This is a genomic window from Allotamlana fucoidanivorans (genome assembly GCF_045788535.1).
In the GTDB taxonomy this organism is placed as follows: domain Bacteria; phylum Bacteroidota; class Bacteroidia; order Flavobacteriales; family Flavobacteriaceae; genus Allotamlana; species Allotamlana fucoidanivorans.
Window position 1 is genome coordinate 1,560,225 of the sequence record NZ_CP074074.1, and the last position, 14,094, is coordinate 1,574,318.

The following is a 14,094-nucleotide window of genomic DNA, read 5'->3' on the forward strand; positions in this document are numbered from 1 at the left end:
CTTTTGGAATGATTAAAGCATTATTGTCTTAAATCTATTATTTTATTTACGGTGTCAACTGTGAAGTAATAAATACCTGGTGTGCCATTAAATTTAAAATTGTTGTCTCCATCTTGTGCATCTTCCAATAGGGTGTCAATAGTATACCCATCATCAGCGTAGAAAGGATAATTTTGCCCAGAATCCCAGTTTCCTTCTTCTAAAAAGAACCTAAACGCATCATTTGTTAAATTGATACTTGCACTGTAAACATTATCAGTACATGTGAATTCTATAGGACTGTCCCAATTCCATCCAGCATCAACAGCACCAGCACCTACAACCCATACAGAATCACAGTTAGGTTCTTCAGGTCTAGGAATGCCTAAGGTGATGGTTTTGTTTACAGTATCTACAGTTAGTAAGTAGGTTCCAGGGGTGCCATTAAATTTGAAGTTGTTATCTCCATCTTGAGCATCTTCTAGTAAGCTATCAATGGTATATCCATCATTAGCATAGAAAGGATAGTTTTGTCCAGAATCCCAGTTTCCTTCTTCTAAAAAGAACCTAAACGCATCATTTGTTAATTTGATGTTGGTTGAGTACACATTATCGGTACAAAAGAATTCAATAGGACTATCCCAGTTCCAACCAGCGTCAACGGCACCAGCTCCAACAACCCATACAGAGTCACAATTAGGATCTTCGGCGGCAGGAGGTCCTAGTTTAATGGTTTTGTTTACAGAATCAATAGTTAAAGAATATTTTCCAGGAGTTCCTATAAAACGGAAGTTCTCATCCCCATCCATAGCATTTTCAAAATTAGGATCAATACTGTATCCTTCGTCTACAAAATATGGAAAGTTTAATCCAGAATCCCAATTGTCTTTTTCAGTAAAAAATCTGAAACTATCATTGGCAAGATTAATATTACTAGTGTATATCTGATCTGTACATAAAAATTCTATAGGATTATCCCAATTCCATCCAGCATCAGGAGCACCAGCACCAACTACCCACCATGATGGGCAATTAGGTCCTCCAACTTCTTCTTCCCCTTCTTGAAGTTCAATGTTTAAAGCCTGAATAGCCGAAAAGGATTCGAGGTTATCTTTCCCTATGGTTGCACGTACTCTAAAGTACAATTTACCCGTATTGGGAGCAGGTGTTTCTGGGTCGTTATCTAATCCTGCTATTTTTGCCAACGCCAGAAATTGTTTAACGGTTGCGGGGATTTCGTTCCCTCCAATGTTAGTGCCAAGATTATAAGCTTTATAATTGGAATCATCAGGATCATTTGTGTAATCACTAAAGTCTTCCATGGTTGCTGCTTGAAGCTCATACGTACGTTCGGTTGGTATGCCGAAATTAGCATCACGCCAGGTAAAACGTTCCGCTAAATTGTTGCCTAAACTGTTATTTAATAAGTAGTTCTCTAAAAATGATGTGCTAAACGTAAAATCTGTGGCTTCCTGAGCTATAAACTCAGAGGTGTCTTTTTCTTCGCATGAATTTAAGGCTATAATGGTTATAACCATCATGCATATATTTAGTATTTTTTTCATTTCAATTTAGTTTTTAATTAGTATCCCTCGTTTTGTGATAAATTAGGATTAGCTTGTAAGGCTTGTAGCGGAATAGGGAATCGTTTGTAATGCTCAGGGATAGATGTGCCTTCTGCAACATTACCTTTCCATGGCCATACATAACTACCTCCAGTAAACTTTTTAAAACGAATTAAGTCACTTCTTCTATGACCTTCAAGATTTAATTCTCTTCCTCTTTCATCAAGAATAAAATCAAGAGTTAACTGGGTTGAGTTTATAGGAGTGGCATTTGAGCGTTCTCTAACGTCGTTCACATATTTTAATGCAGTGGCTTCGTCTCCACCAGAGGCTTTTTGTAATACGCATTCTGCATACATTAAATAAGCATCAGCTAACCTAAACAAGGGAAAATCTGTGCTAGAAAAACTTGTAGCAATACCAGAGCCATCAGCATTAGAGTTTCTGAATTTAATTGCAGGATAACCATCTTTCCATTCTTTATAGTCGTTCATTTCATAGTTGTGACCAGAAGTCCAAAATAATTTTGCTCTGTCATCAGTAGCGCCAGGGCCTACGTTTGACTCTCCTCCAAATAAACCATACCATCCTTTTGTAGCTCTGTGGCCTGCCCAACCATCGGTAGCACCATAATCTGCAAGAGTCATTGTTTCAGAGCTTAAACATCCGTTTACAATATAGGTAGTGTTTCCGTAACTTTGGCTTACATCAGAATCTGCAATTAGAGGGAAGATAATTTCAGTAGAAGCAAAGTTATCTGCAGAAAAAAGGCTTACAAAGTTTTCATCTAGGGTGTACCCTCCATCATCAATTACTTTTTTTATGTATATTAAGGCATCAGTATAGTGATCTTCGTTAATATATACTTCAGCGTTCATATATAATTTAGCCAATAACATTTGTGCTGCAGGTTTACTTGCTTGACCATAATTATTTGTTTGTGGTAAAGCAGCTTCGGCAGCAATTAGTTCTTTTTCTACAAAATCATATAATTCTTTACGAGAAGCTTCTGGAAGAGGTGAGGAATTACCAAAATTTTCTTCCGTGGCTAACACGCCTTTTCCAAAGGTGTCAATTAAATAATAATACGCCAAAGCTCTTAAAAAGCGTACTTCGCTAATAATGCCTTCTTTGTTTTCTACGTCAATATTAGGTAAAATTGAAAGTAGGTTGTTACATTGTGGTACGGTAAAATATACGCGGTTAAATAAATATCTAAAGAATTTATTGTTTTCATCCCAACGGCTAGTTGTAGTTAATTGGTCTAAACCATCATCACCCCACCTATTTTTCATACCATCAGCGGTAAAATCCTGTAGATTTACAATACCTCTTAAAAAAGGAGATTCTCCCGCATTATCACTAATGTCTGATTTATCAGGGCCTTGTACGCCAGATAGAGCAAATGAGGCATAAAGTCTGGATAAAATTCCTCTTACGGCGTCAGGATCTTGTTTTAATAATTCGTCAAGGGATAGCTCAACAAGGGGTTTGGTGTCTAATTCGTCGATACAGCTTACATTTGAAATAAGCATTAAGGACATAAAAAAGTATATTATTTTATTTTTCATCGTCATAGTTTTTAAAAGTCAAGATTTAATCCGAAAGAATATATTCTTGGTCTAGGATAAAAGTTATTATCAATAGCTCCGAAATTTTCAGGATCCTGACCACTATATTTTGTCACTAAAAAGGCATTATTTACAGCGCCAAATAATTTAAGATTAGTTCCTTTCAAAATTTCGTTAAATGTATATCCTAAAATGATGTTTTCACATCTTAAGAAGGCCGCATTTTCTAAGTAATAATCAGAGAAAGGAATGTTTCCTTGAATATCTGTAAAATTAGGATCAGCAGCGCCGTTAGTAAAGTTGAGCGTATTACTTAAACTTTGGGTGTTGTTTGGTAGGGCGGCTTCTAGATAACCACGGTTCAACTTAATACCGTTGTATACTTGTCCATCTATTTGTCCCCTGAAACTAGTTCCGAAATCCCAATTTTTATAATTGAAATTAAGTCCGAAACCAAAAGTCCAATTCGGTCTAAGTGCTTTATAGTAGCGATCATTATTAGTGATTATACCATCACCATCTCTATCTACAAAAGCACCTGCAATTGGTCTTCCATCTTCGTCATATATTTGCTGAAATACCCAAGCTGAATAAGCTTCTTCTCCAACTTTGTGGTAAGCAATACCAACACCTGTTCCTGTTGGAATTTCACCTCCAGCAGGAATGGTGCTTACATTTTTTAGGTTGGTAATTGTTGTTTTGGCGTATGCTATATTACCGTTTAAAGAAAGATTAGTATTCTCATTTCTTATAGCATTTAAGTTTAGGTTGAATTCAAATCCTTCACTTTTAGTCTCTCCAATATTTTGTGGAAATAGGTTGGTTAAACCTTGCCCTGGTCCAACGGGAGCGTTTACTAATAAGTCTCGTGTTTGTCTTCTAAAGATGTCAAACGCACCAGATAAAATGTTGCTTTCAAATAGCCCAAAATCAATACCAGCATTATAGGTAGTTGTTTTTTCCCAAGTTAAGTCAGGGTTAAAAGCCTTAGCATTGTAAATAGTAACACCAGGAAGGTATTGCGCAATATCAGAGCCAGGTTCAAATAAAGGAATAGAAGGGTATTGACCAACAACTCCTGTGATATCTTGTTGGCCTGTTTCACCCCAACCAACACGAACTTTTAAATCATTGAAAAAACTAGCGTCTTTTAAAAAGGATTCTTCTTTAACTTTCCATGCCAATGCACCGGCAGGGAAATAACCCCATCGGTTTGATTTTGTAAATAACGAGGAACCATCAGCTCTTAAAGAAAGAGTAACAAGATAGCGGTTGTTAAGATTGATGTTAGAGCGAGCAAAAAACGATTGCAAATTCAAAACATTATAGTATCTGTTTGTAGGATTTGCTGTGTTTGGTTGAATTTCTCTAAGTCCAGTTTCTGTGTTGTATCTGTAAATTACTTTATTCCCATCATTTTTAAAATTTTGATAAGAATACCCACCTTGAACGTCAAAGCTATTAACAAATGATTCGTCATATTCTTTTCTGTATTGCAAATAACCGTCTAAAGTAGTATTTGTTATGTCCTGATTTTCTCTATAGTTTTCACCTGGATTAAAAACAAAAACTTGATTACCAGGGGTAGAATTTGAATTGTCTAATCTGTAAGTTGCAATGGCATTTTCAGAAAAGGTTTCAACGATTTTTGCTTTAGAAGCTTCCAGTCCTGCATTAACAACAAATCGCAATTCAGGAAGAAAATGGAATTTATAATCTAACTCTATGTTTCCTAAAATTTTACTAACTTTTTCTGGTCTTCTGCGTTGTTTAAGTAATGCTAATGGGTTACTTTGACCATCAATAGCGTTTTGATCATTTAAATTGGTGTAATACCCGCCAAAGGGAGAATTATTGTTATATACAGGTTTGGTTGGGTCAAATGATAAAGAGCCACCAAGAGCACCTCCATCATCAATAGTATTTTTGTCTACAAATATACCCTTTGCATTAACATCCACTTTTAGGTGATCATCTAAAAGCATTGGCGTTAACTTTAACGAGGCTGTAATTCTTTCATAATCATTAGTTTTAACAACACCTTCTGTATTGTTGTAACCAATAGAAGCTCTAAAAGGTAAAACATCAAAAAGATTCGCTCTTGCGCTGAAGTTAAGGTCTGAAGCAAAGCTTGTTCTTAAAACAGCATCTTGCCAATCCGTATTATAGATGGCTCTTGGTCCTTGAGATGTATTAATTATTTTAGATATTGGCTCTGAAGTGTCAACCGTATTTAAAGGAACGCCCAGTCTGAAATCTTGATTAGGAAACGTGCTTTTAATAAAATCAACATATTCATTACCTCTGTAAACATCAATAGTTTCTTGTACAGTAGAAGAAGATGTGGTTGAACTAAAATTAAATTTAACTTCCCCAGAAGTCCCTTTTTTAGTGGTAATAATGATTACCCCGTTTGATGCTCTAGATCCATAAATGGCGGTTGCAGATGCATCTTTTAATACACTAAAGCTTTCAATGTCATTTGGATTAACCAGAGAAAGTGGGTTGGATACTCCCGCAGGATTAGTGTTGTCAACTGGAATACCATCAATTACAATTAAAGGATTGTTATTGGCTGATAAAGAGGCACCACCTCTAATTCTAATATTGGGTGCTGCATCTGGTTGACCACCAGCAGAAGTTATTCTTACCCCTGGAGCCTTACCATTTAACAATTGATCAGCCGAAACTACAGCTCCTTTGTTAAAATCTTTAGAAGACACAACATCTACAGATCCTGTTAAATCTTCTTTTTTAACACTGCCGTAACCAATAACCACCACTTCATCAAGTTGTGCGGTGTCTTCAATTAACTGTACATCAAGTCTCGCTTGACCCGTGTAGGTGACTTCAAGTGGCTGATAACCAATATAAGAGAATACAACAATATCACCTGTATTCACTTCCAATTCAAAATTCCCATCAAAATCTGTAGCTGCTCCCGTGGCTGTATCTTTTATTAAGACATTTACGCCAGGCAGCGGTTCAGAAGTTGATAGTTCTGTTACTGTTCCTTGCACTGTTGTTTGTCCAAACATAAAAACAGGCAGTAATAACATTAGGAACAACAATTTTTTAGTAGTCGTTTTCATTCTTACCGTTTAGTTTAAATTTTTTTTGCTTTTTTAACTATATTTTCACTTCTCCGTTCAAAACTAGTTAAAGAAATCAGAAATAAGTTATGTATTATTACGAAATTCCTAGCGAAAACGTTTTCGTGTTAACAACTTGTGGTAAAATGATTAGTAAAATTAATAATAGCATAAAGTATTTGTTTCAAATTGATATTTGTAAACTTTTAGTTTACTATTTTTACATATTCATAATTTTAGCTTATTTTATTAATGAATTGATAAAATGAAAATTTTAAGCTCATCTTTAAGATGTAATAGTTATTTGATGCGTTTTTATCTAAAAGTTTGGTCAGATTTTTAATCCATGAAAAGAAAAATAACCTTAAAACAAATCGCTAGGGAGTTAGATGTTTCTATTTCTACGGTATCTAAAGCCTTGAGTAATAGCCCTGAAATAAGTCAGGATACCACACAAAAAATTCAGGCTTTTGCTAAATTGTATAATTATAGACCCAATAATATTGCCTTAAGCTTAAAAAACAGGAAAACGAAAACTATCGGAATTCTTATCCCAGAGATTGTTCATCACTTCTTTTCTACAGTTATTAGAGGAATAGAGTTAATTGCTAACAGGAGGGGTTATAATGTTATTGTTGGGTTATCCAATGAATCGTTTACAAAAGAGGTTATTAACATGGAGCTACTGGCTAATGGAAGTATAGATGGGTTTATTCTGTCTATCTCTAAAGAAACGCTTTTAAAAAAAGATTTTCATCATTTTAATGAAACCATGAGTCAAGGCATGCCTATTGTTATGTTTGATCGGGTTGCCGATGAAGTAGATTGTGACAAAGTTATTGTTGATGACTTTAATGGTGCAGTAAAAGCTGTTGAAAAGCTAATATCAAAACAAAGTGAAAACATAGCACTGATTAGCACTATGGATTATATTAGTGTTGGGAAGCTTAGAACAGAAGGTTATATGTATGCGCTTCAAAAGAATGGGTTGCCTGTAAATCCAGATCTTGTTTTAAAAATAGATGACGGGCTAGATGTAGAGAATCATCTTGAGATATTAGAACAAGAAATAGAGCAATTCCTTAAAAGCAATATTGGTATTGATGGCATTTTTGCAGTAAATGAGTTATATGCTGTGAGTGCTATGAAAGTAGCAAAGAAATTAGGATATAGAATTCCTGATGATGTACAGGTGATTGGTTTTACTGATGGCGTATTATCTAAACACGCATCACCAAGTTTAACTACGGTTAGTCAACATGGTCAAAGAATGGGTGAACAAGCGGCTAATCTTTTAATAGATAGATTGGAAGCTCAAGAAGCGGAAATAGATCAATACATTATTAATAATGATAGAAAACCAGACTATATTAAAATGGTGATTGAAACAGAAATTATTGAAAGAGAATCAACTAAATAAAAAATAGTTAGGATAAATTAAAATCTTTTATATCTTTGTGACTTAATCAAAACTTATATTTTCTCTTCTCACTTTAAGTTTTGATAAGTATATCGCTTATCAAATAGTATTAATTTAAAATATACTATTTAATGGAAAAGCGTAGATTAAGTTTCATGGAAATCTGGAATATGAGTTTCGGATTCCTTGGAATTCAAATGGGATTTGCCCTTCAAAATGCCAATGCTAGTAGAATTCTTCAAATATTTGGGGCTGATGTGCATCATCTGTCTTGGTTTTGGATTATAGCGCCTTTAATGGGTTTAATTGTGCAACCTGTTATTGGGCATTACAGTGATAATACTTGGGGCAGGTTTGGAAGAAGAAAACCCTACTTTTTAGTTGGAGCCATTTTGGCTTCAATTGGGTTGGTTTTAATGCCACAAGCCGATATTTTTATTGCGTTCTTACCGGCCTTATGGGTTGGTGCAGGCATGCTTATGATTATGGATGCATCTTTTAATATTGCTATGGAGCCTTTTAGGGCGCTTGTTGGTGATAATTTAAGAACTGATCAAAGAACCTTAGGTTTTAGTGTGCAAACGGCTCTTATTGGTTTTGGTGCCGTAATAGGTTCGTGGTTGCCTTATGCTCTAGCAAATTGGTTTGGTGTTTCCAATGAAACCTCTCAAGGCGTTGTACCAACTAATTTAATCCTATCCTTCATTATAGGAGCCATAATTTTGGTTATTTCAATTTTAGTAACGGTCTTAACTACAAAAGAGTATTCTCCTGAAGAATTAGCTAGTTTTGAAGATCAATCAAATGAAAATGACGAAGTACAGCAAACGGAAGAACAATCTAGTTTATTAGATATTTTTGAAGACTTCAAGAAAATGCCAGTAACTATGCGCCAACTCAGTTGGGTGCAGTTCTTTTCTTGGTTTGGTCTTTTTGGGTTGTGGGTATTTGCAACACCCGCTATTGCACAACATGTTTATGGCTTGCCACATACAGATAGTAGTAGTGCTGATTATCAAAATGCAGGTGATTGGGTGGGAATCCTTTTTGGGGTGTATAACTTGATATCCGCATTTTATGCCTTTGCACTACCCTATATAGCAAAAAAAGTAGGAAGAAAAAAAACACACTCTATATCGTTAATCATAGGAGGTTTAGGAATGCTTTCTATATACATTATGCCAGATAAAAATTGGCTAATACTTTCTATGGTTGGGGTAGGAATGGCTTGGGCTAGTATTTTAGCTATGCCCTACGCTATTTTGGCAGGATCAATTTCACCAAAAAAAATGGGTGTTTATATGGGGATCTTTAATTTTTTCATTGTGATTCCGCAAATAGTAAATGCATTAATTGGTGGTCCGTTAGTAAAATATGCATACAGTAATCACGCCATTTTTGCTCTTGTAATGAGTGGTGTAAGTTTTTTAATAGCAGCGTCTTTGGTGTTTAAAGTGAAAGACGTTGATGATGTCGTTTAATATAAATAAGAAAAATGAGTACAATAGGAGTAATTTTTGATTTGGATGGTGTGATAGTAGATACGGCAAAGTATCACTTTTTAGCATGGAAAGATTTGGCAGATGAATTAGGTTTTGAGTTTACTGAGGCTCATAATGAATTGCTTAAAGGCGTTAGTAGAGTAAGGTCTTTGGAGATTTTACTAGACATTGGCAATGTAAAACTATCTGAAGAAAAAAAGCAGGAATATCTTATCAGTAAAAATGAGGTGTATCTTGGTTATATTACTAAAATGGGGCCAGACGAAATACTTCCTGGAGCAGAAGATTTGCTTAATAACTTAGATGCGCTTGAGGTAAAATACGTTCTGGGATCTGCAAGTAAAAATGCTCCTTTAATTTTAAAACAGGTAGGATTGTTAGATCGTTTTGCAGCCATTGTTGATGGTAACAGCGTATCTAAAGCCAAACCAGACCCTGAAGTTTTTTTAATAGGCGCTGAAAAATTAGGGCTTCCTCCTGAAAAATGTATCGTTTTTGAAGATGCCATTGCAGGGGTTGAAGCGGCTAAAGCAGCCCATATGGTTTCTATAGGTATTGGTGATCAAGAAACACTAAGCCATGCAAACTTTAACTTTAACAACTTAACTGAAATACCAGAAGATTTCTTTGCTCAGTTTATTTCAGAATAAAATAGAAAATAATGAATTTAGATTATATAAAACCAAACAATTGGTCAATCATTGAAGAAGGATTTGAGCCAAGTCATGTAGAAGCTTCTGAGAGTATTTTCAGTATTGGTAATGGTGCCATGGGGCAACGTGCCAATTTTGAAGAACAATACTCTGGGGCAACATTTCAAGGAAGTTACATCGCTGGGGTGTATTATCCAGATAAAACACGCGTAGGTTGGTGGAAAAATGGTTATCCAGAATATTTTGCTAAAGTACTTAATGCACCAAGTTGGATAGGTATAAACGTAATTGTTAATGGGGAATCCTTAGATTTGAATACCTGTAAATCGGTTGATGATTTCAGAAGAGAACTCAATATGAAAGAAGGTTGGTTATCTAGAACTTTCAGAGCCACCCTTCCTAATGATATTGAAGTAGAAGTAAAATCGGTTCGCTTTTTAAGTTTAGATTTAGATGAGGTTGGTGCTATTCGCTACCAAGTAACTCCTTTAAATGTTGATGCCGAAATTACCTTTCAACCATATTTAGATTCAGGCATCATGAATGAAGATTCTAATTGGGATGATAAATTTTGGGATACAACTAAAATAAGTGAAACCAATCAACAGGCTTTTATTGAAGCCAAAACCATGAAAACAGGTTTTCACACTTGCGCGTTTATGACATCGCAATTGTTGGTTAATGGCATTTCAAAAGATTTTGAGCCTGAGACCAAAATTGAAGACCTTAAAATTACCTATAGTTATACCGCTCAAATTAAGCAGAATGAAACCTTTACCATTCATAAATTTGGTGGCTATACTGTAGACAGATATTACGATAAATCAAAATTAGTTGATACCGCTAAAGAGGTGCTTCAGAAAGCTACGGCTAAAGGGTTTGAGAAAATGTTAGCAGATCAAGCGCAAGCATGGGCTGGAATTTGGGACATGGCAGATATTGTTATTGAAGGCGATGTAAAAGCGCAACAAGGTATTCGTTTTAATATCTTTCATTTAAATCAAACCTATTTAGGTAAAGATGCCAGATTAAATATTGGTCCAAAAGGATTTACAGGAGAAAAATATGGCGGAAGCACTTATTGGGATACCGAAGCCTATTGCATACCTTTCTATATGGCCACAAAAGATCAGCAGGTGGCTAGAACACTTTTAGAGTACCGTTATCACCATTTAGATAAAGCTATTGAGAATGCAGGTAAATTAGGGTTTACCAATGGAGCTGCTTTATATCCTATGGTTACCATGAATGGTGAAGAGTGTCACAATGAATGGGAAATTACCTTTGAGGAAATCCATAGAAATGGCGCCATAGCATTTGCTATTTATAACTACCACAGATATACGGGAGATTATAGTTACATCCCTGAAAAAGGACTGGAAGTACTTATAGGTATTGCGCGTTTTTGGCACCAAAGAGCTACGTTTTCTACCGATAAGGATAAGTATGTTATTCTTGGTGTAACAGGGCCTAATGAATATGAAAATAATGTAAACAACAACTGGTATACCAATTATTTGGCAAAATGGTGTATTGAATATGCTTTAGAAAATATCGCAAAAGTAAAAACCAATTATTTTACCGATTACGACAGAATCAACGCAAAAGTAAACCTTTCTGAATCTGAATTAGAAGCGTGGAAAGCAGTTGCCCAAAACATGTATTTTCCATACTCAGAAAAGCATGGCGTATACTTACAACAAGATGGGTTTTTAGATAAAGAATTAATCACTGTGGCCGATTTACCTAAAAGTGAACGACCTATCAATCAGAAGTGGTCTTGGGATAGAATTTTACGTTCACCCTACATTAAACAGGCAGATACTTTACAAGGGTTTTACTTCTTTGAAGATGATTTTACAACAGAAGCACTTGAAAGACATTTTGATTTTTACGAACCATTTACGGTACATGAAAGTTCATTGTCACCTTGTGTACATAGTATTCAGGCGGCAAAGTTGGGTAGAATGGATCAGGCCTATACCTTTTACTTACGCACTTCTAGATTGGATCTTGACGATTATAATCATGAAGTTCATGAAGGCTTACACATTACGTCTATGGCAGGCACTTGGATGAGTATTGTTGAAGGCTTTGGAGGCATGCGTGTTAAGGATGATTTATTAGCCTTTGCACCTAAAATTCCAAAGCAATGGCAGGGGTATTCTTTTAAAGTAAACTTCAGAAATCATGTTTTAAAGGTAAATGTTACTCAGAGCAACACAAGTTTTCAAGTTGTAAAAGGCGAAGCACTAGATATTTTAGTGAATGGTAAGTTGACTAAATTGGAGTATACACCTTTAACTGTTGAACACTAAGACTAAAATCAAAGCATTTTCAAGTCTAAAAAACCTTATTAAGATTAATAGAAAATAAAAGGAATCATGAAATATGAAACAAATACGTTATTGTTAAAACGACATCCTATATGTGTTATTCTAACCTTATTTCTTTTTAGTATGACTGTAAATTCACAAATTAATCGTGTTGAACCAGCTTACTGGTGGATTGGTTTTAAAGATACCTCACTTCAGTTACTAGTGCATCATCCAGATATTTCATTGGCTACGCCAGTTATAAACCATGAGGGTGTTACTATTGAAAACATTCATAAAGCTGATAGCCCCAATTATATGTTTATCGATTTAAATATTCATGCATCTACCAAACCCGGGTTCTTTGATATTGTTTTTAATCAAAAAGGAAAAGAAACACTCACTTACAAGTATGAACTCAAACAAAGAGAACGCTTGGCTGAAGCGTATCAGGGCTTTGATAGCAGTGATGCCATTTATTTGATAACACCAGATCGATTTGCCAATGGTAATCCTGAAAACGATATTGTAGAGACTTTGCTTGAAAAAACCATTGATAGATCTGATGATTATGCGCGTCATGGGGGTGATATTCAAGGAATTATTAATCATCTTGATTATATTGATGATTTGGGTTTTACGGCCATTTGGTCTAGTCCGTTGTTAACAAATAATATGGCATCAGGGTCATATCATGGTTACGCCATTACAGATTATTATGAAATTGATCCGCGTTACGGAACATTTCAAGACTATAAGTTGCTATCAGATCAAATGGCTAAACGTGGGATGAAATTAATCATTGATCAGGTGGCCAACCATTGCGGTTTAGAGCATTGGTGGATGAAAGATTTGCCGTTTAAAGATTGGGTAAATTATCAGAAAAATTACGAAAAAAACAAGGATAACTGGAATTCAGAAATAACAAAGCGCTCTAATCATAAAAGAACAACCAATCAAGATCCGTATGCGGCAAGTTCAGATAAAGACGGTATGGTAAAAGGGTGGTTTGTTGAAACCATGCCAGATTTGAATCAGCGTAATCCGTTTATGGCCAAATATATTATTCAAAATAGCATTTGGTGGATAGAAGCATGTAACCTTGGAGGCATTCGTCAAGATACCTATCCGTATCCAGATAAGGAATTTATGAGTGTTTGGGCAGGAACCATTATGAATGAGTATCCAAACTTTAGCATTGTAGGTGAAGAATGGAGTTACAACCCGCTTATCATAGGGTATTGGCAAAGAGGTGCTAAAAACCATGATGGGTATGAGTCTAATTTAAGATCTCCAATGGATTTTGCCATGCAGGCCACTGTAGTTAGCGGTCTTAATGAAGCTGATAACTGGAATGAAGGTTTAATTAAAATATATGAAGGTTTAGCCAATGACTTCCATTATACGAGCGCCCAAGATTTGATGGTTTTTCCAGATAATCATGATATGAGTCGCATTTATACACAACTCAAAGGTGATGTAGCAAACACAAAAATGGCCGTAAGCTATTTGTTAGTCATACCAAGAATACCTCAAATTTATTATGGAACAGAGATATTGATGGATGACTTCAAAAATCCTGGAGATCATGGTTTGGTAAGAACAGATTTTCCAGGAGGATGGGATGGTGATACTGTTAATGCCTTTACCGGCGAAGGCTTAACTGAAACACAAAAAGGCATGCAATATTTTCTAAAACAAATACTGAATTATAGAAAAAACAGTAAAGCCATTCATAATGGGAAAACTGTTCATTTTTCACCTGAAAATGGTGTTTATGTGCTGTTTAGAGTTTTTGAAGACGAAATAGTTATGCATATCATTAACAAAAATGAAGCTCCTGTTTCTTTAGAGTTAAAACGTTTTAAAGAAATGAACGTATCGGGTAAAACCTTTAAAAATATAATAACTTCAGAAGAATTGGTGTGGAAAGATGTTTTAGAACTTACTCAAAAAGGAAGCGTGATTTTAACAACAAAATTGAATTAATAAAATAG

At 35.2% G+C, this 14,094-nt stretch carries 8 protein-coding genes; 5 read left to right on the forward strand and 3 right to left on the reverse strand.

The window, feature by feature from the left end; translation table 11 throughout:
• Window positions 1-20: 20 nt before the first annotated feature.
• Genes KFZ70_RS07200 through KFZ70_RS07210 form a run of 3 tightly spaced genes read right to left on the reverse strand, consistent with a single transcriptional unit; the run spans window position 21 to window position 6,207 of the window.
• A complete protein-coding gene (locus KFZ70_RS07200; protein WP_139695636.1) occupies window positions 21-1,544 on the reverse strand; it encodes a SusE domain-containing protein in 1,524 nt (507 codons plus the stop codon).
• A gap of 17 nt (window positions 1,545-1,561) precedes the next feature.
• Window positions 1,562-3,115: a RagB/SusD family nutrient uptake outer membrane protein gene (locus KFZ70_RS07205; protein ID WP_139695634.1), complete on the reverse strand. Its 1,554-nt coding sequence runs from the start codon at window positions 3,113-3,115 to the stop codon at window positions 1,562-1,564.
• Window positions 3,116-3,126: 11 nt separating this feature from the next.
• Window positions 3,127-6,207 carry a TonB-dependent receptor gene (locus KFZ70_RS07210; protein WP_139695631.1) on the reverse strand — a complete coding sequence of 1,027 codons (3,081 nt, stop codon included), beginning with the start codon at window positions 6,205-6,207 and terminating at the stop codon, window positions 3,127-3,129.
• A 346-nt stretch (window positions 6,208-6,553) separates the two neighbouring features.
• Here KFZ70_RS07210 and KFZ70_RS07215 point away from each other — a divergent pair, with 346 nt between their 5' ends.
• From KFZ70_RS07215 to KFZ70_RS07235, 5 genes are all read left to right on the forward strand, one after another.
• Window positions 6,554-7,627 (forward strand): LacI family DNA-binding transcriptional regulator, encoded by a 1,074-nt coding sequence (locus KFZ70_RS07215; protein WP_139695628.1) that lies wholly within the window; start codon window positions 6,554-6,556, stop codon window positions 7,625-7,627.
• Between the two features lie 131 nt (window positions 7,628-7,758).
• Window positions 7,759-9,108 (forward strand): MFS transporter, encoded by a 1,350-nt coding sequence (locus tag KFZ70_RS07220; protein WP_139695626.1) that lies wholly within the window; start codon window positions 7,759-7,761, stop codon window positions 9,106-9,108.
• Between the two features lie 14 nt (window positions 9,109-9,122).
• Window positions 9,123-9,779 (forward strand): beta-phosphoglucomutase, encoded by a 657-nt coding sequence (gene pgmB / locus KFZ70_RS07225; RefSeq protein WP_139695624.1) that lies wholly within the window; start codon window positions 9,123-9,125, stop codon window positions 9,777-9,779.
• An 11-nt stretch (window positions 9,780-9,790) separates the two neighbouring features.
• Window positions 9,791-12,100 (forward strand): glycoside hydrolase family 65 protein, encoded by a 2,310-nt coding sequence (locus tag KFZ70_RS07230; RefSeq protein WP_139695622.1) that lies wholly within the window; start codon window positions 9,791-9,793, stop codon window positions 12,098-12,100.
• Between the two features lie 141 nt (window positions 12,101-12,241).
• Entirely contained in the window at window positions 12,242-14,086 is a 1,845-nt protein-coding gene (locus KFZ70_RS07235) for a glycoside hydrolase family 13 protein (RefSeq protein WP_233244022.1), read from the forward strand.
• The last annotated feature ends 8 nt before the right edge of the window (window positions 14,087-14,094 follow it).